This window comes from Mucilaginibacter sediminis (assembly GCF_051903035.1).
In the GTDB taxonomy this organism is placed as follows: Bacteria; Bacteroidota; Bacteroidia; order Sphingobacteriales; family Sphingobacteriaceae; genus Mucilaginibacter.
In genome coordinates this window covers 7146424-7165689 of record NZ_CP170602.1, presented here as the reverse complement: position 1 = coordinate 7165689, position 19266 = coordinate 7146424, and the positions used below count along the sequence as shown (strand labels likewise).

17 protein-coding genes are annotated in these 19266 nt (G+C 42.7%); 9 read left to right on the top strand and 8 right to left on the bottom strand.

From position 1 onward, the window contains the following. Positions 1-717: a 5-oxoprolinase subunit PxpB gene (gene pxpB, locus ACFGVS_RS29965; protein WP_439696762.1), complete on the bottom strand. Its 717-nt coding sequence runs from the start codon at positions 715-717 to the stop codon at positions 1-3. A 290-nt stretch (positions 718-1007) separates the two neighbouring features. Between pxpB and ACFGVS_RS29960 the strand changes: the two genes are divergently transcribed. The 6 genes from ACFGVS_RS29960 to ACFGVS_RS29935 all read left to right on the top strand — a co-directional run bounded on the left by ACFGVS_RS29960 (position 1008) and on the right by ACFGVS_RS29935 (position 6518). Continuing rightward, complete coding sequence (locus ACFGVS_RS29960; RefSeq protein ID WP_439696761.1) at positions 1008-1910, top strand: N-acetylmuramoyl-L-alanine amidase; 903 nt, start codon at positions 1008-1010, stop codon at positions 1908-1910. Positions 1911-2671: 761 nt separating this feature from the next. Next, the gene (locus ACFGVS_RS29955) at positions 2672-3040 is read left to right on the top strand and encodes a hypothetical protein (protein ID WP_439696760.1); all 369 of its coding nucleotides are present in this window, start codon (positions 2672-2674) and stop codon (positions 3038-3040) included. Positions 3041-3267: 227 nt separating this feature from the next. Beyond that, positions 3268-4824 carry an amino acid permease gene (locus ACFGVS_RS29950; RefSeq protein ID WP_439696759.1) on the top strand — a complete coding sequence of 519 codons (1557 nt, stop codon included), beginning with the start codon at positions 3268-3270 and terminating at the stop codon, positions 4822-4824. A gap of 139 nt (positions 4825-4963) precedes the next feature. Further along, a complete protein-coding gene (locus ACFGVS_RS29945; protein WP_090645642.1) occupies positions 4964-5533 on the top strand; it encodes a MarC family protein in 570 nt (189 codons plus the stop codon). Positions 5534-5598: 65 nt separating this feature from the next. Further along, positions 5599-6195 carry a hypothetical protein gene (locus ACFGVS_RS29940; protein WP_439696758.1) on the top strand — a complete coding sequence of 199 codons (597 nt, stop codon included), beginning with the start codon at positions 5599-5601 and terminating at the stop codon, positions 6193-6195. Continuing rightward, positions 6192-6518, top strand: a complete 327-nt coding sequence (locus tag ACFGVS_RS29935) for a hypothetical protein (RefSeq protein WP_439696757.1) — start codon at positions 6192-6194, stop codon at positions 6516-6518. The genes ACFGVS_RS29940 and ACFGVS_RS29935 overlap by 4 nt, the downstream gene beginning before the upstream one ends. A 163-nt stretch (positions 6519-6681) precedes the next feature. On the opposite strand, the gene ACFGVS_RS29930 is transcribed toward ACFGVS_RS29935, so the two are convergent. The 4 genes from ACFGVS_RS29930 to ACFGVS_RS29915 all read right to left on the bottom strand — a co-directional run bounded on the left by ACFGVS_RS29930 (position 6682) and on the right by ACFGVS_RS29915 (position 11151). After that, positions 6682-7851, bottom strand: a complete 1170-nt coding sequence (locus ACFGVS_RS29930) for an RsmB/NOP family class I SAM-dependent RNA methyltransferase (protein WP_439696756.1) — start codon at positions 7849-7851, stop codon at positions 6682-6684. Further along, positions 7848-9095, bottom strand: a complete 1248-nt coding sequence (locus ACFGVS_RS29925) for an ABC transporter substrate-binding protein (protein WP_439696755.1) — start codon at positions 9093-9095, stop codon at positions 7848-7850. The genes ACFGVS_RS29930 and ACFGVS_RS29925 overlap by 4 nt, the downstream gene beginning before the upstream one ends. Then, a complete protein-coding gene (gene guaA / locus ACFGVS_RS29920; RefSeq protein ID WP_274208939.1) occupies positions 9052-10581 on the bottom strand; it encodes a glutamine-hydrolyzing GMP synthase in 1530 nt (509 codons plus the stop codon). The genes ACFGVS_RS29925 and guaA overlap by 44 nt, the downstream gene beginning before the upstream one ends. Before the next feature lie 210 nt (positions 10582-10791). Continuing rightward, positions 10792-11151, bottom strand: coding sequence for a hypothetical protein (locus ACFGVS_RS29915; protein WP_439696754.1), 360 nt, complete (start codon positions 11149-11151; stop codon positions 10792-10794). Between the two features lie 149 nt (positions 11152-11300). Between ACFGVS_RS29915 and ACFGVS_RS29910 the strand changes: the two genes are divergently transcribed. Further along, a complete protein-coding gene (locus ACFGVS_RS29910) occupies positions 11301-11639 on the top strand; it encodes a single-stranded DNA-binding protein (protein WP_090645614.1) in 339 nt (112 codons plus the stop codon). A gap of 442 nt (positions 11640-12081) precedes the next feature. Then, the gene (locus ACFGVS_RS29905; RefSeq protein WP_439696753.1) at positions 12082-13794 is read left to right on the top strand and encodes an ATP-binding protein; all 1713 of its coding nucleotides are present in this window, start codon (positions 12082-12084) and stop codon (positions 13792-13794) included. A 13-nt stretch (positions 13795-13807) separates the two neighbouring features. Here the strand turns inward: ACFGVS_RS29905 and ACFGVS_RS29900 are convergent, their stop codons facing one another. Beyond that, on the bottom strand, positions 13808-15265 hold the full coding sequence (locus tag ACFGVS_RS29900) for a PAS domain S-box protein (RefSeq protein WP_439696752.1): 1458 nt from the start codon (positions 15263-15265) through the stop codon (positions 13808-13810). Positions 15266-15444: 179 nt separating this feature from the next. Here ACFGVS_RS29900 and ACFGVS_RS29895 point away from each other — a divergent pair, with 179 nt between their 5' ends. Next, on the top strand, positions 15445-16605 hold the full coding sequence (locus ACFGVS_RS29895; RefSeq protein ID WP_439695308.1) for an IS4 family transposase: 1161 nt from the start codon (positions 15445-15447) through the stop codon (positions 16603-16605). A 43-nt stretch (positions 16606-16648) separates the two neighbouring features. On the opposite strand, the gene ACFGVS_RS29890 is transcribed toward ACFGVS_RS29895, so the two are convergent. After that, the gene (locus ACFGVS_RS29890) at positions 16649-17353 is read right to left on the bottom strand and encodes an SDR family NAD(P)-dependent oxidoreductase (RefSeq protein ID WP_439696751.1); all 705 of its coding nucleotides are present in this window, start codon (positions 17351-17353) and stop codon (positions 16649-16651) included. A gap of 134 nt (positions 17354-17487) precedes the next feature. Then, positions 17488-19260, bottom strand: a complete 1773-nt coding sequence (locus ACFGVS_RS29885; RefSeq protein WP_439696750.1) for an aromatic amino acid hydroxylase — start codon at positions 19258-19260, stop codon at positions 17488-17490. Between the last annotated feature and the right edge of the window lie 6 nt (positions 19261-19266).

Below are 19266 nucleotides of genomic sequence, written 5' to 3'. Positions count from 1 at the left end.
TTACCCGGCCAATAATTCATTAAACTCTTGTATATCAATAGCTTTAAAAACAACCATATCGCCAGCCTTTAGCAGCGATGGCTGCCCGCGATCACGATCGAACATTTTGAGGGGTGTTTGCCCAATGATTTGCCAGCCGCCCGGTGTATCCAATGGGTATATTCCCGTTTGCTGCCCGGCTATACCCACTGCCCCTGCCGGTACCAGTTTCCGCGGCGTTGCTTTACGGGGCGTTGCCAATCGTTCATCCATACCGCCTAAATAAGCAAAGCCGGGAACAAAACCTATCATGTAAACTTTATATGTGGCCGCACTGTGCAATTTAATTACCTCGGCTATGCCGATATGGTGTGAATCGGCAACCTCTTCCAAATCAGGGCCAAAACCGCCACCATAGCATACAGGGATCGTAATAGTATCCCCCCCGGCCGGCTTGGCCGTTTTCTTTTGAAATTTTAAATCATCCAGGTAGCCCGATACCTTGGCAAAGCAGCCTGCGCCCGGTAAATCAGATTTGATCACTATAACAGGATCATAAAAAACAGTTAAAGTAGAATAGGCCGGCACCGTTGTATTAAAACCCGGAAATGGCTGTTGGTGAAGCAACAGGTTTAAGCTGTTGACTGCGTTTAGCAATTCTTCGGCAATTTGCTGCCCAAACTCAACGGTAACCGCTGTTTCGCTTAAATAATAAATTTTGAACGCTTTGTTGGGCATCGCTGTGTTTAGCTGTAAAACAACTGAATTTTATTTGGATAAATCTCGGCAATACTGCTTACAGTTGCAATCATATACCGCGATTCCATAAATTTTACACCCATAATAGTATCTGTTTATTTAATAATAAGCGGGGCAAAATTATTTTATAAATATGGCGAATACCCGCCTATATCCCCTTCAACATCATCAATTATAAAAAAGATCTGAAAAGTGGTTTTATTTTATTATTTCTATCTACCTTTAATAACCCAAACACAATCAATTAGTTAAACCTTACCTGCATCTATATGAAAATTACAAATCACTGGTTAGAAGCCGACTCAAATGACGAAAAAATAAAAATTTCTAAATCCGGGAATGCCAGGGACCCTATTGATCCCGATTACCTGGTAATTCATTATACCGCCACCGATACCGCACAGTCGGCGATAAATTGGTTTATGGATACCCACTCGAACCCCGACAGGATTGCCGCGCATATCGTTTTAAACACCGATGGCACCATTACGCAACTGGTGCCTTTTAATCACAGAGCAAATCATGCGGGTACCAGCACCTGGGATGGGGTAGATAGTTTTAACTATCATGCCATCGGCATCGAAATTGTAAACCCGGGCTTTGCAGAAAAGCTGGCAGATAATACTTTTAAACGCGTTACAGACGACGGTGTAAAAATTTACCCGGCTACCGACGGCGACAAGTTTATGAAAACTGATCACAAGCATAAATTTTGGACGGGCAAAAACAACCATTACTGGCGCATTTTTCCGGATGCCCAGTTACAAGCCCTTTACAAGCTTTGCAAAGTATTGTTTGATACCTATCATTTGATTGCAGCCGTTGGCCATGATGATATCTCCCCGGCGCGCAAACCAGATCCCGGACCGGCATTCCCCTGGGATACATTTAAAACAAATGTGTACGGCCATTCAAACAACACAGGTAGAATTTATGTGGTAAATACCGATGGCACCAATTTTAGAAATTCATTCTCGACCAATGCCCCTGTCCTTAAAAAATTAACAAAAGGTTATGAGGTGGGCTTGATAGAAACAAACGGACAATGGAGTAAGGTATACCTTGTAAACAGCCAGGCCGAAGTGTTACAAAATGTGGATGGTAAATCAAGAAGCATTAAAACCATCGGGTGGATATTTAGCTCGTTATTGTCTTTAAAGGCTGGTCAGTAGAGATTAAATTCAAAAGTTTTGAACTAAATGGAAGCCGGTAACAGTGCTTATAAATACTATAAAAAATCCAGGCTTTTTTATAGGCTGGCATTTTATACGTGCGTATGGATTGCTTTATATTCATCCTTATTTAACGGCATCAATCCAATCATTGGCGCATTTGCCATTCTGCTCCCGGTATTAGCAGTTTATGTACTTGTTCCAATGGGACTTTTTTATATAATTAAAAGTTACACACATAAAGAACCCTTTAACAGGTTTAGAATGTATTATTTTGCAGGGCACCTGTTTTTTCTGGTTATACTGATAGGGTTTGCTATAGTGATAATTACCGACATTAGTAAGTTTACCGCGAGATAAGCATTCACGATAGGTTAGGGTGTTTCTGTACCGTCCTCTAAATGAAAAAGTATTTCCATCCATATGATCTTCGCTCAGGGTATCTTTTCAAAAGGCCCCTGAATTTGGGTAAACACCACTTATACGTAATTGGGTGTTGCCTGCGGCCGGGCTATCCGCTCATACTGCACAGGCCTTAACCACGCTGGCCGGTACCCGCTGCTATCCCTAACACTTATCTGAATCAGAATTGGCAGAATTTGAGAATGAACAGAATGAAAGTCAATCTTTAGTTGCGTTTTATCTTATTAACCTATTTTAGTTAAATTGGGCATCATGAAATCTGTCCTGTTCATTATCGCTTTTTTGATTTTGTTCAAATTATTAACCGATGTCTCTCCAAATTATTTTGCGTTCAAACAATGAATCATCGGTATTTAGCTTTTACACTGGCCCTTGCCCTCGCCTCCTGCAAAAACAGCAAAAGCCCAAACAGATTCAAATACACCATTGCTAAAGACAGCAACCTGTACATCCAGATTTACCGCACGGGTTTGTTTGAAACATCCACTACCGCCTACCTTACCGATTCGGCAAACTTCAGCCTTAAATTGGGCACCTATGATGACCAAACGGGTTATATTGATTGTAAAGTAAAAGGGGATACGGTGCTGTCGGAAGAAAAACAATACATTTTTGATAATAATGTGATACAGGCAGACACGATGAAGGTTACCTGTACAACGGCCTACAGCTTAATAGCATTAAAAAAGCTGCATAACTTTGAGTAATCGCTATACCAGGGCCTGATGTGGCGCATGTTACCCGGCGATATTGTAACAACAACGTATTAATCATGGTTTGAACCCAACTGTAAACGCTTCATTTTCAAACTATAATTTGGGATATTAATTCGCACCCATTGTTACATTCTGCCCTTTAACTTTTCAATAAATTTAAGTACGTTTGGGGAAATGTGAATTTTTAATTTTTTTACGACTGATCTTACTAATTAAACATGAAGTTATTTATTAAAAAACCTATTGCGCAGTTAATGGCTGCATCAAAGGAAACTGAGAAAACGCTGAAAAGAACTTTAGGCGTTGGATCGCTTATAGCACTGGGTATTGGCGCAATCATCGGTGCCGGTATCTTTGTACGAACGGCAGCTGCCGCAGGCCAGCATGCCGGTCCGGCGGTAACCATTTCCTTTTTAATAGCGGCTGCAGGTTGCGCACTTGCCGGTCTATGTTATGCAGAATTTGCCAGTATGATCCCCATCGCAGGATCAGCCTACACCTACTCTTACGCCACCATGGGCGAGTTCATCGCCTGGATCATTGGCTGGGATTTGGTGCTCGAATATGCATTGGGTGCCGCTACCGTATCTATAGGATGGTCTCAGTATTTTAACGCGTTTTTGGAAACATTTTTTCACACGCATATCCCATTTGCCTGGTCGCACTCACCCTGGGAGATTTCCAAAACCACTACGGGCATGTATGCTGCCGAACTGGGTACTCATGGGATAATTAATTTACCTGCCATTTTTATTTTGCTGATGCTTACCTTGTTATTGATCCGTGGTACTGCGGAGTCGGCAATTGTGAATAATATTATTGTAATTGTAAAAGTTGCTATTGTTCTCATGATCATTGGTTTAGGCTGGCATTTTATAAATCCCGCCTATCATGTGCCTTATATGATTCCCGCTGATGCGGGTGTAGTAAATACAAATACAGGCCCGGTAAACTATGCCGATACTTTTAACCACGGCTGGCTGGGTGTATTACGCGGTGCCAGTGTGGTATTTTTTGCCTTCATTGGTTTTGATGCCGTATCAACAGCAGCACAAGAGGCAAAAAACCCTCAACGAGATATGCCAAAGGGTATTTTGATATCGCTGGTAATTTGTACCGCGCTTTATATTCTGTTCTCGCATGTATTAACCGGTTTGGTTTCTTACAAAGAATTCCTGATACAAGGTAAAGAAGCTTCTGTTAGCTACGCCATTAAAACGGCAATGCCAGGTTATACCTGGTTGTCATCATTGGTAACTGTATCTATTCTTGCCGGGTTTTCTTCGGTTATTTTAGTGATGCTTATGGGCCAAACCCGCGTATTCTATACCATGAGTATAGATGGTTTAATCCCGCCTATTTTTTCAAAACTGCATCCTAAACACCGTACCCCATACAAATCACAATGGTTATTTTTTGGTTTCGTATCGTTATTTGCAGGGTTTATTCCCGACAGTATAGTAGGTGAAATGGTAAGTATCGGAACTTTGTTCGCATTCGTACTGGTATGTTTAGGTATTTTTATTCTTCGCAGAACTGACCCTAATCTTGTTCGTCCTTTCAAAACGCCTTGGTATGTGATTGTTTGTCCGTTAGGGGCAATTATTTGCCTTTGTATGATAGCAAGTGAAGGCCTTGAAAACTGGTTAAGGTTAATAGGCTGGTTATTGATAGGCTTCGTTATCTACTTTGGTTACAGTGTTAAACGTTCGCACGTACGACACGGAAAAGTTGAAGGAGCAGTTGACCCTATCAACCCTAAATTTATTGAGTAACTGATAACAATATCAATACAAACAAAAAAGGTTCTGAAAATTCAGGACCTTTTTTGTTAAGTTCTTTTTATACCGGAGCTTTAATTGCAACTTTGCTCAGTTTCCGGTTAAAGTTAAAAAAACACAAAACCCTAAAGCCATGCACCCATTAATTTTCAGGGAAATATTGTCTGTTACGATGATCCTGTTTGCCATTATTGACATCCTTGGCGCCATACCTGTAATTATACAGGTACGCCAGCGTGTAGGGCACATCGAATCGGAAAAAGCAAGCATAGCGGTACTGATATTAATGGTAGTATTTTTATTTGTGGGCGATGAACTGCTGGCCATTATTGGCCTGGATATCTCTTCCTTCGCAATAGCCGGCTCGCTGGTGATCTTTATCATCGCCATGGAAATGGTATTGGGTGTCGACTTTTTTAAGGAAGAGGTACCGCTTTCTGCATCGATAGTGCCCATAGCTTTCCCGCTGATAGCGGGTGCGGGAACCATGACTACATTATTATCTTTAAAATCTCAATATCAAACCCAAAACATTATTGTAGGCATTGTGCTAAACACCATCGTAGTTTACCTGGTGCTTAAAAATGTAAAATGGATAGAGAAGCTTTTAGGCCCGGTTGGGCTGAGTATATTGCGTAAATCGTTTGGGATAATTTTGCTGGCGATAGCGATAAAGTTGTTTAGGGCCAATACGCATTTGTAGGCGAAGCCCCCCAGCCCCCTGAAGGGGGAGTTTTTCTATTAGCTTAAACTTTATCTTACTCATAAATGGCATTTGACGCTAACAAAATCAACAAGTTTTGGGATTGGTTTAAAATCATATCCGATGCACTTTTAGATCACAACAATAATCAAACGCTTATTTACCAGTTGGATGATCGGGTGAACCGTCTTGGTGCTGTTAGCTGGGAGATCGGCCCATGTACAGGTGAACTACAGTTTTTGGCTATTTCACCCAACCTAAACATCGATCTGCTGGAATATACCCAACAAGTGATTGCCTTAGCTCCAAATTGCAAAGGCTGGCATTTTTTGCCATCCAAACCGGTTAAAGATTGGAAAGGCATCGTGCAATTGGAAAACGAACGAGGTATTAAAATATCAGTTGATACCAGCGCATGGCAATATATTTTATACCAGTTTGATGATGGAACCTTTGCTATCGATATTAAGATAACCCAACTTGACGGCAACAGGGAAATTCAACAGGAAGCTATTAACATTGCTTTAATCGGCTACTTAGGCGAAGAGGATTTTATGTGGTTGATTAATGATTTTCAAATAGTTGATGATTTTGAAGAAGAAGTTAAGAGAAAAGCGACAGCCCTAAAACACATCAAAAATCACATTGAAAGTTTATCATGAGCGAAGAACTAAAAAAGAGGGCCTATCTTTTGGCATCAAGATTACTGCAACAAGGGTATGATTACGAAGTAATCAGAGCGCGGATGGATAAAGAAGGCATACCTGAGGAAATGATTAAACAGGTGATCAAAAATCTGACAGTTCAACAAATAGTCGAAGTAACTAAAGAGAACAAGCCTTTCTTTAACATCGCCCTAATAAAAATAGGAATTGGAATTTTGCTTGCTATTATATCTGCCATTTTGATACCAGGACAGGTTTATTTACCCATTGGATTAATAGGTACAGGTATTGCAGCTGCGTTTTTATTTAAACCCAAATAGTCAAATTGCTCAACTCCCGCGAGGTTAGCGAAGCGTAACTCGTGGGTAAACCGGGGTAAGCTTACGCAGTTCAGCTAAAAGCTGAAACCCGCCTTTGTCACGAGTTTAAACCTCGCGACGGTTGAGTTGAAGCAGATCAAACCTCGTGGCTTTCACTCCCCCTTCAGGGGGCCAGGGGGCTCAATCTTGCCACAAACATCGTATCCGCCTTATGTTCATACCCCTTTAACACCTTACTTTCTTCCAGCTTCAAACCCAACTCTTCAACCAGGTAATCAACCACATCCTCATTCTCGCCTTTAAAGGCCGAGCAGGTAATGTAAATAAGTGGCTTGCCGGGCTTAAGGTATTTCACCACGTTTTGGGCGATGCCTTTTTGCAGGCGCTGAAAGAATTCGATTTTGGCCGGCATAAACTGGGCTATCATTTCGGGGGTGCGGCCCCAGGTACCCGAGCCGCTGCAGGGGGCGTCGAGGATGATCCCGTCAAACTCGTAATCGTGCAGGGTTTGATCGATATTGGTAGTAAGGTCGAGTACTTTTTTTTGGTATTTGGTTAGACCGGCTAACTGGAAGCGCTCATCCAGGTTGGCCAAAACCGATTCGCGGATATCGGATACAACCAGCTTTATATTGGGTTCGTCCTCGTGCAACAATAGCGACTTACCGCCCGATGCCGCGCAGGCATCCCACCAGTTGTCCCAACGTTGCGGCCTAAAAAAATCGCCGGTTTGCTGCGAGGAAAGATCCTGCACCTCGAACCAGTTTTGTTTTGCAAAGATGGTTTCGAGCCTGGTTCCGTTAGGCAAAGCGTAACAGCCGTTGCCTTCATCTTTAAAAACAACTCCGGCTTTATTCAGTTCGGCTTTAACCAGGTGGTCGTAGCCATTGCGTACCCGGATAAACAAATCGGGCTGGCAAAAAAATGATTTCAGGAATGCATCCTTATCAATTCCCACCGAGATCTGCGACGTCCAGGGGAATACATCTTCCAGCTTAAACGCGGGGTAGGCGCTCTTTATCAGCGTAAGCTTATCATCAATGGTAAAATTAATGCAAGCGGCCCAATCGGGCTTAAAATGCAGTAAAAACGAATTGCTTTGGGTATTACATAAAAACTCGGCAACTATCAGCCGTTCGTCAGTTGCCAGGTTGGGCAGGGCCTGCCCGAGGCGAAAGTAATTATATACCAAACGGCTGGCTACCCGCCTGTCGGTTGAGCCCATTTGTTTGTTTTGCCTGTAAAAACCGGGTAAAAATTTACTTAAGGGCGTATCAACCGGGTACTCCCCTATTATGCGCTGAAACGTTTTAAGCTGGTTTATAGCCTTCATTCTACCTGTTTAAGCTCAAAGTTAGCATACATTAACACATTTACATGCGTATTTACCCATCCCAGTCCATTTTTCTTAATAAAATGAAACCGGTTGTGCAGGCCTACATAGTCGGTTTTATCCAATGTTGCAAAGTTATTATCAATCAATTGGCGGCCAAAGTACATCCCCTCGTCAAAGCCCTTAATGGCAAAGTCAGTAGGTTCCACATGGTACGCGCGGTGATAAACCCTAACAAATTCCATATTGGCATCCGATTTATAATCAACCTGATCGCCGGATGTAATATGGGTTTTAAGCCGCTGCAAAATATCTATCTTCAAAAAACTAAACTTTTCCCAACTGGGGTGGCCAAACAGGGTTACGGGATAATGCCTGTTTAATGTATCCAGCGATTTTAATGTAACTGTTAAAAAAGCCTGGTCGGTGGCGGCTACTACAAATATATTTTGTTCCTTTTTAGATAGCTGAGGGATTAATCCACCTAACTGGCCCTTTGAAATGGTGACTATAATTACCTTAACCTTCTTATTGCTCAAACTATCCGTAGCATTTTTAAAGCCCCGTACATAATCCTGCTCCTGGCTAAAGCCCGAGCGCAGGATAAATATTTTTTTGGGTTTTAGCTTATCATTAATGTACTGAGCAGCACCCCAGCCATGGTACTCCAGCGGGGGCATTACCGTAATTAAATTATCGCTGTTGATGGTGGCCGGAGATGCAGGCGAAAGCGGTGAAACAACCGGCGACTTTGTATTAAGCACTGCAGCAAAAACTTTCATGCCATCAGGAAAAACCGGGCCCACAATCAGGTCGCTGTTTTTGATGAGGGGATTAAAGCCGAGGCTATGCGCCTGCGCGGCCTCGTCCTTTGAATCGTACAGCCGGAGTTTAAAATTGGCGCCGCCGGCTGTTAGCGAATCCAGGGCAAGTTTAAAGCCCTGGTAATATTCCACGCTCATATTGGCCTTGGTTAAGCCGGGCGAAGTATACCTGGCGCCGGGTTTCAGGTGATCTAAACCCAGCGGCAATACCATAGCAATGGTTAAAGGTTTGGAAGCAGCCGGTTTCACGGGCGGCTTTTCAGCAATCTTTGGCTTCTCGGCTTCGGTGTCAGTTGGTTTTTTAACAGGCGCTACCTGCCGCACTTTTGGCGAACATGCAGCCAGTACCAGCGCCGTTATAAAAAACAGTAACCATTTATTCCCACTCAATTGTAGCAGGTGGTTTCGAACTGATATCATATACTACCCGGTTAATTCCTTTTACGTTGTTAATGATCTCGTTACTGATCTTGGCCAGCAAATCGTACGGTAAATGGCACCAATCGGCGGTCATTCCATCCAACGATTCAACAGCACGCAGGCAAATTACATTCTCGTAAGTACGCTCATCGCCCATTACCCCTACCGATTGTACCGGTAAAAATATAGCGCCTGCCTGCCAAACCTTATCGTAAACACCGTATGACCGTAAATTGTTGATATAAATCGCATCGGCCTCCTGTAATATGGCAACTTTTTCTGGTGTAACATCGCCCAGTATCCTGATAGCCAGGCCAGGACCAGGAAAAGGGTGCCTGCCTAAAATATTAGGATCGATACCTAATGCCTTGCCAACACGCCTAACTTCGTCTTTAAACAGGGTGTTTAAAGGTTCAACTACTTTTAGCTTCATAAAATCGGGCAGTCCGCCAACGTTATGGTGCGATTTAATAGTAGCCGATGGCCCTTTAACAGAAACCGATTCGATAACATCCGGGTAAATGGTACCCTGGCCAAGCCATTTTACGTCCTGCACCTCGTGCGCTGCATCATCAAAAACTTCAATAAATACACGGCCAATGGCTTTACGTTTCTTTTCGGGGTCGCTTAAGCCGGCCAGCGCATCGTAAAAGCGTTGTTTGGCATCAATGCCTTTTATATTTAAGCCCATGTGTTTGTACGAATCGAGCACCTGCTCATACTCGCCTTTACGTAGCAGGCCGTTATCAACAAAAATACAATGCAGGTTTGCACCAATAGCATGGTGCAGCAATACCGCCGCAACCGATGAATCAACGCCGCCCGATAAGCCTAAAACTACTTTATCATCGCCCAGTTTTTCTTTTAAAGCGGCAATGGTAGTTTCAATGAACGAATCGGGTGTCCAGTCCTGGTGGCAGCCGCAAATATCAACCAAAAAGTTTTGCAGCAACTGCTTGCCATCAATACTGTGGGTAACCTCGGGGTGAAACTGGATGCCGTAAGTTTGGGTGCCTGTAACCTGGTAAGCCGCAACCTTCACGGTATCGGTACTGGCAATAACCTCAAAATTATCGGCAATGCGTGCGATGGTATCCGCATGCGACATCCACACCTGCGAATTTTCGGGAATATTTTTAAACAGCGGGTTTTCGCGGTTAACGTAATCTAAATTAGCACGGCCGTATTCGCGGGTGCTCGATGCCAATACCTCGCCACCGTGAAAATGCGCCACGTACTGCGCCCCGTAACAAACCCCTAAAATTGGGCGGGTGTTATGAAATTGATCAAAATCAAAACGGGGTGCATCTTCCTGCCGTACAGAATACGGGCTGCCGGAAAGGATGATACCTTTTACGCTGCTGTCAATTTCGGGATAATGATTAAAGGGGTGGATCTCACAGTAAATATTGAGCTCCCTGACACGGCGCGCTATAAGTTGGGTGAATTGCGAGCCAAAGTCAAGAATAAGGATTTTTTCTTGCATGGGCAAAGATAGGATTTGATTTGGAATTTCGGAATTTGGATTTCGGATTTTTTTAATTGATGATTTTTGTCTGAACCGGGATTAAGCAGATTTATTGAATTCCACAGATTTTCAAATACACACAATCAAAATCCAAAAAAATCTGATAAATCCGACGAATCCCGGTTCAGACAAAATCATCTGCACATCTGAAATCTGCATATCTGCACATCAACTCTCTTCCCTCTTCACCAACAACACCTCATCCCCATCCAATAACAAATATCCATATTCATAGCAAAACATATAAGTCGACCCGGTTTTGGTTTGATAGATGCTGGTAATATGGTCAAAATCGAAACCTTTTGCCGTCATTTTTTTGCGGGTGGTTTTTGTTTTGCCGGTTGGGTTTAGCTCTTCCAGCACACGGCGGTTGCGGCGTAATATGTTGTTGATGTTGCGCACCAGGTTATAGCTGTTGCTGTTAAGCTGGTTATTATAATTGTTGCGGCATAGGTCGTTACAGAATTTTTTGTCGGCCCGGCCGTGCAGGGGTTCGCCGCAATCCAAACAGTTTCTTTCCTGGTTCATGTGATAAAGTTAGATAATTATTTATCCGTTTGCAAACGCTTACAAATGGATACTATCGACTGTAAACGGTTATTATCCGGTTAAATTTTCGGGGTAGCTGCACCTTTGTATCGTTATCAAAACAAACAGTAACATTAAAAAATAAAACGATGAACACATTAAGAAACAGTGTACGCCTTGTAGGCAACTTAGGTATGGACCCGGAAGTAAAAACTTTTGACAGCGATAAAAAAATGGTGCGGTTATCCCTGGCCACCAACGAAAGTTATAAAAATGACAAAGGCGAAAAAATAACCGATACTACCTGGCACAACCTGGTCTTCTGGAACGCCACAGCCAAACGTGCCGAAGATTTACTCAAAAAAGGCGATGAAGTAGCTATTGAGGGTAAACTGGCTAACCGCAATTACGTGGATAAAGACGGCATTAAACGCTACGTATCTGAAATTGTGGTAAACGACTTTTTAAAAGTAGGTGCGAAAGGCTGAAGAGTAAAAACCGTAAACCAACCCCAGGCGGCCGAAGATCCCAAAGCGCCTGATGCAAGTATTGATGAAGAGAAAGCCAGGGAAGTAAAAAAGGTTTCGGGTAGGTGGTTTGTTGCACCGGTAAATAAAGACGATGAGAAATGAGGGGCTTGTAGTCAATTACATCCATTTACCCATGACGCCGGATTGGGAAAAAACTTATGGTTTTTTCCCGTTCCGGCCGATTGTAAGAGGTGTGTATTATTGATGTCTTTCGCATACAGGCTCAAGAAAAGGCGCTGGTTTTCTTAACGTCTTGCGCCAAAAATAAGTTACCTTTTTACAGAAATGGCCTTATTCGTATTTTAAATATCTCAAATAACATTTCCCTATATTATAGGCCACGCTAATAAGTGGCTTTGGGTTTTGAATAGTATATTTGAGTCCAATTATATCTACCCGTATGGATGCCGGACAAGCCCACATGTTTGAAACTGTATTTAATCAGATTGGTTTCCCAATGACTATTATTGAACCCAACATACCGCGGTTTACAATAATAGCTATGAATGAGGCGCGGATAAATGCAACCGCTATGCCCGCAGATGCAATGATTGGCAAGGATACGTTTGATGTTTTTAAACCCTGGGACAAAAACAGCGAAGAACAATTAAGCCTGCTAAAAAATGGGCTCATTGAAGCCGTAGAACAAAAAAAACACGTTAAGCTCCCATTGCTTTATTTCGAAATTCCTGTTCCAGGGGGTACTACCGTTCAGGGTTGGGCGCAAACCGAACTTACGCCAATTTTTGATAGCGAAGGCAAGGTAGCATACCTGCTAAGTATTGCCAAAAATGTAACGGAACAGGAGTTAAATAAACTGGCCCTGGCAGCATCAAGGAAAAAAGAATTGGAGATGGCCGAAGAACTTGCCAACGCCAATAATGAATTGCAAAACTTTAATGAAGAGCTACGGGCTGTAAATGAAGAATTGGCTTGTACCAACGAAGAACTTGCTGTTACAAACGAACAGTTGTACACATCAAATGAACTGCTGGAACAATCGCGCGAAAGCTTGCAGCTGCTTAATACCGAATTGGAAGACCGTATTTTAAAGCGTACCAAGGCTTTGGCCGATAGTGAAACGCGCTTTAGGACCATGTTTGAAACCATATCGCAAATGGCATGGACCGTTGATAATAACGCGGAGGCAACTTTTTTTAACAAAAGATGGTACGACTATACCGGCCTCGATTTTGAAGCCAGTAAAGGATATGGCTGGAAAGAAGCGATGCATCCTGACGATGTGGAAGCAGCCCTTAACAAATTCAGGGATATGCAATTGGGCTTAAGTGATGGTGGCGGTTTCGAAAACAGGATTAAAGGTACCGACGGGGAATTTCGCTGGCATTTAACCAGGATGGTACCGGTTAAAAACGAAGAAGGCGAAACAGAAATGTGGATTGGCACAGCAACCGAAATAAACCAGCTTAAGGAGCTGCAACAGCAAAAAGACGACTTTATTAGCATTGCGAGTCATGAGCTTAAAACCCCTATGACCAGCCTGAAAGGTTCATTGCAATTATTGGAGCGGTTGGTTAACAATCTTACTTCGCCCATGCTGCCTAAGCTGATAGCCCAATCAAGCAGGAGTATGCATAAAATAACAGCCCTTGTTGAAGATCTGTTAAACTTAAGCAGAATAAACCAGGACCGCCTGCAATTGACCAAATCGGCCTTTGTACTTTCAAAAATAGTAAGCGCCGGCAGCAGCGAAATACGGCTGGCCGAAGAATATAAAATAATAGTAACAGGTGATCTTGAACTGGAGGTATTTGCCGACGAGCACCAGATTGACCAGGTGTTGGTAAACTTTATAAACAACGCGGTAAAATACGCCCCACGCTCAAAAGATATTATTGTATCGATTGAAAAAATAAACGATATGGCCAGGGTTAGCGTAACAGATAAAGGGCCCGGCATACACCCCGACGAAGTAAAACGCATTTTTGAGCGCTATTACCGGGTTGAAACAGCCGGCTTTCAAACAGGTGGATTAGGCTTAGGATTATATATCAGCGCCGAAATTATTAAAAAACATGAAGGGCGGATAGGCGTTGAAAGCGAACCGGGGAAAGGAAGTACTTTTTGGTTTACTATTCCGATAGAGATTTAATTATCAAACGAATTTACCTTCCCCCTTTTACCTCTTCGCCATATATCTCTGTATCATTAACCCGCATGTAAAGGGTTTTTTCTACAATGCTATGAATCACATCGTCCAGTTCGCGGGCGGAGGTATCAAGGTGGGCAATAATCTCTTTATTCAACGGATTTAGCATATCATCCCTATCGAATAAATTGACAAGACCGAGGATGGTAGCCACCGGTCGCCTGAGTTCATGCGAGCTTATATTGGCTATCGAGTGTAGCCGGTTGTTTTGATCCAGTATATTTTCCTCATTTCTTTTGCTTTCTATCAAAACCCGCAAAATATTTACGGTGCGCCCAATCAATTGAAGTTCGCTGTCGTTGGGTTCACGTACACAGTTATAATAAATACCAAACACCGCCAAAACTTTTGATCCTTTTGAACTGATAACCGGGGTAGACCAACATGCTTTTAATCCAAACTGTTTAGCCAGGCCTGCATAATCGGCCCAAAGAAAATCATTTTCAATATCGGTTACTATAACCTGCCTCCTATGAAACACCGCTGTACCACATGAACCAACATGTGGGCCTACCGATAGATTTTCAATTGCATCACAATAAGCTTTAGGTAGCTGCGGGGCAGCAAGATTATGTAATTTTTCCTGCGCATCATCAACCTCCAAAACCGAGCATATCATTTCCGGAAAAATACCTTCAATTCCCATTAATAATTCGTTGGTTGTTTGCGCAAGGGTGTATCTTGATGCAGTATTTAATTCTAACACCTTCTTTTCCAGTGTTAAAACCCATTGCTGGATCATAATTTCGGTAATGTCCCGGATAAAAACGGCCAACTTATTATCGTATGGATATACATTCATACGCAACCACGAGTTGGAAAATGAATTTAAATACTGTACCTGTAATGATTGTTTCCTGGCCAGCGACCGCTGAAATTCGTCGGTTACCCTGGGTGTTAAACCGAGGCTTTCAATCTCCGTAAGCCTCGATAAGGAGACCTGGCCTGCATCTAAATTGGTCATTGCCAGGAAAGCCGGATTAAAAGCCAAAACATTCCACCCTGCATCAAGTACAATAAAACCTTCGTTAAGACTTTGGATGGTATGTTGCACTATATCATCGCTTACAGCGTCAACAATGCCGATAACAGGGCTCCCTGTTGAATAAATAAGGTTGTCGTCGTTAAGCAGGATAGACCAGGTAACGTTGTAATAACAACCGTCCTTGGCTTTAACACGGCTTTGATACCCTATTAGTTTTTTATCCGCAACCAACCTGGCAACTGATTCTTCTTTGCGTTCCTTATCGGCCGGGTGGCATATGTCGGCAATATTTATTCCAGCCAGTTCGGCTTCAGTATAATTAAATAAATGTTGGAAAGCCGGGTTAGTGTGCAATATTACACCGCTCATATCCATTACAAAAAATATATCTTTTGAATGCGTAAAAAAGGATATGAATCTTGTATCCATAGCAGATGATTATGGCATATTTTACTATATCTAAGTTATAAAATATTTATAATAATCAAATATTGGTGATGCGTTAAGTTTTTATAAACCGTTGTAAATAGCTGAATATAAATATAATATAGTTGTTATTTGATTTTTTGATTTGATTTGACCTTTAGTTTAGGCCTTTTTTAAAGGCTATGAATTCAGGGAAGTATGTTTTTGCTCAACTTTTGCATTTGGTTGATAGGTATGAGTTTGAGAAATGCGTTTCTAAGTATAATGGGGATTTCCGGACAAGGAATTTCAATTGTTGGAACCAGTTCATCCAACTGTTTTTCGGTCAATTGACCTCCCGAAACTCGCTCCGTGATATCTGTGTTTGCCTAAAAGCGCACAAGAACAAACTGTACCACCTCGGAATTAGGGATTATGTGAACCAATCCACGTTATCGCGCGCAAACGAAAACCGGGATTGCCGGATATTCGAAGACTTCGGCAAATACCTGATTGAAAAGGTAAGGCCGATGTATTCCAATGAACCAATTGCCAATGTGGATATTGGCAATGAAGTGTTTGCCCTTGACTCCACAACGGTTTCTTTGAGTCTGAAGCTATTCGTTTGGGCTCCTGGCAAGTACTCGCGTGGCGCTATCAAGATACATACACTACTGGACTTAAGAGGGAACATACCTGCTTTTATCCTGATCACCGATGGTAAATACCACGACAGCAACGCACTTGATACAATAACTCCAGTTCCAGGGGCAATATATATAATGGACAAAGCGTATGTTGACTTTAAGGCTTTGTACAATATCCACAACTGCGGTGCATCCTTTATCACAAGGGCAAAGAGCGTCATGGATTGCGCGATTGTTGAGCGAAATTTCAACATTGATCCGAACTCAGGGCTCACAGGGGACAAAACTGTCGTGCTGAACGGGCCAAAGTCTAAAAAACTTTATCCAGAACAGCTAAGGTTGGTGGAATATTACGATGGTGAGAAAGATACCGAACTGGTGTTCCTAACTAACAACTTCGAAGTATCCGCCCTGGAAATTGCAAGGCTGTACCGTAACAGGTGGCAAATAGAGACTTTTTTCAAGTGGATAAAACAGAACCTGACCATTAAATCTCTGTGGGGGCAATCAGAAAACGCAGTGAATATTCACGTTTGGGTTGCTATTTGTACTTACCTAATCGTAGCCAGTGTGAAGCATACTCTGAAAAGCACCCTTTCTATTTACGAGATCATGCAAGTTCTGGGGATATCTGCTTTTGATAAAACTCCTTTGAAAGAGTTATTAACAGAAGATCAAATCATTCAAAATGTCAAAGAACAATATGACTTATTTTAACATTAAAAACTTAACGCATCAGTACTAATAATCAAATATTAATTTAGGGCGTACTCACCGCAACGGGCAAAACTTTACCATTGAAAAACCTATGGCCGGTAAGCGCAAAATCGGCAACATATTTCCCCATTTCAAAAGCCAAAACAGGCGATTCATAACCAGGAAAAGCCTTTTCCAACATTTCGGTTTGTGCCGATCCTAATGCCAGGCAATTCACTTTAATATCCCGGCCGGCCAGTTCCTGGGCCAGGCACTCGGTTAAAGTGTGTAATGCCGATTTGCTTGCCGAATAAGCCGCCAGGCCCGGAAACTTAGCGCTGCCCTGGTAACCGCCCATGCTGCCAATATTTACAATATGACCGCCACCTGGTACCAGGGGCAATAAAGCTTGTATAATGCGTACATGCCCAATAAAGTTACTTTGCAGCATTTCTACAAAATCAGTTTCCTGCAATTCCATAAACGGCTTATTGATGAGTACGCCGGCATTGTTAATTAAAATATCAACCCGGTTATCAAAGTTGGCTTTAATAAACTGAAGCAGGCCTTCGTAATCATCGTGTACGATATCAAATGTAAGCGCGTACAACTGGCAATCGGGGTTAAGGCCATTGGCTATTTCCAGCAAACGCTCCAGTTTATCCTGCGATCGCGCAAGGGCTATTACTTTATGATTACCGGATAGTATCAATTCAATTACAGCTTCAAATCCTACGCCGCTGCTGGCGCCTGTTATAATGATGTTCATAAGTTAAGCCCCCTAACCCCCTGAAGGGGGAACGATAGTTTGATATAAAATGAGTTATTTGCAGCACTGATTACCGGGCGCAAACCATCCTTTATTACTTTGCGGCATCAACACCGATAGCAATAAAACCCGGCCTAAAATACCAATTTTTGCTCAACCGGATGTGCTATCAGGTAAAAACCATCGTCAATCAGTTTTTTTAGCTCGGGCTGATCTTTTGCTTTTTGTTGCAGAAAATTCCGGATGTCGGATGCTAATAGTGGCTCAATATCCTCATGCTCCAAAAGTTCCAGTATTTCCAGGGCACAAAGCCAGTCGTCTTGATGGTCTTTTTGCAGTTTGAGCCAAACATTACCTAAAAAACCATAATCGCCTTGTTTTTGGCGGCAATCCCGAACCTGTTTGTAAAGCTTATGAAGTTCTTTACTTTTAAAATCATATTCCACATGATGGGTTGCCGTTTTTGATTTATAAACAGCCTCCTCAAAAGCTTCTTTATCGGCAGCGCCGCAAAACACCGAGGTTACATGTTGGCCAACAGCCATATCATAAACACCCCATGATGGGTCGAACAGTATTGTATCGTTGTGGTCGGTTACCGTACAGTCTGCAAAAGTAATGAGACTCTTTTTGCCTTCATTTTCCAGTATGCCTTTTACTTTCCCTTTCACAGTAATACCGCTTTCAAAATTCAGCACCGCGTTTTGGTTTATGCTGATACCGGTACTTTCCAATTGCGCTACATTCAAATCTTCTATCGGGCCAAGGTTTTTCAGCTTGCCAACCGGTGAGCTAAAGCCGTTATGATGATAGGTTTTGCCATGCCCCTTTAGCTGTTTATTATTTACTGCCAAAGCAGCAGGCCCGGTGATTTTAATAAAACAGGGCTGGCCGTCTCTATCCAACTTAAATTCTGTAACGGTGCCGGAAACCTGCAGGCCAGAGCTATAAACTACGGTGCAGGTATTTTTACTTTCGACAGCCTTGCCTAAACCATAAGCACCGCCCCGGCGGAACGCCATGGTATTGGCAAACTGCTCCAATACATCTATCAGGTTTTGGAAAGTTGGCGTTACAAAAAGCTGCGGCTGTGTTTTGGTAATATCATAACTATAGTTTACGGCATCTATGGTATACCAAAGCTTTTTAACGCCGGCCGTCATACAGCTGGCACTCTCGCCTATTGACGATAGCAGGCCGGCCCCGTATATTTTCGGGTTTTCGAGTGTACCAATCAGGCCATATTCTACCGTCCACCAATGCAGGCGGCTTAGCAGCGCCATTTCTGATGGTTCGCCCATGTTTTCCTGCCTGTAGGCCAATAACTCTTCGGCCTTTTTGATCTGCTCGGGGTCTGCATCCGGCATTTCTTTTAATATCGATAAAGCCCTTATGGCTTCATAAAGTTCAAAATCCTGTGCCGAAAACATAGCCTTTGCCCCTATCGACCCAAAATAGCTCAAATATTCGTGGTAATCCTTATCGGCAATAATTGGCGCATGCCCTGCCGATTCGTGTATAATATCGGGTGCCGGTGTATACTCAATATGTCGCGATTGCCGGATATCGGCAGCAATAACCAGCACCCTGCAGGCCTGGTATTCCATGAAGGCCGCAGGCGGTATAAAACCATCAACGGTAACGGCTCCCCAGCCTATTTTAGCCAGGGCATCATTCATTTCCTCCAAATCAGGAATCCGTTCGATGGTAAGGCCGGCTTTGGTTAAACCGGGTATGTAAGGATAGTAGGCTACATCCTTAAGATAGCTATAATTTTGACGCATTACATAGCGCCAAACCGCGTGGTCAATAGGCGTGTAATGCTCGTAATGTTGGTCGACTATAAATTGTTTTAAATGACCGGGCAATGCCGCAACCTGCGGATTATTAAAATCATTAAAGTTCATTTACGT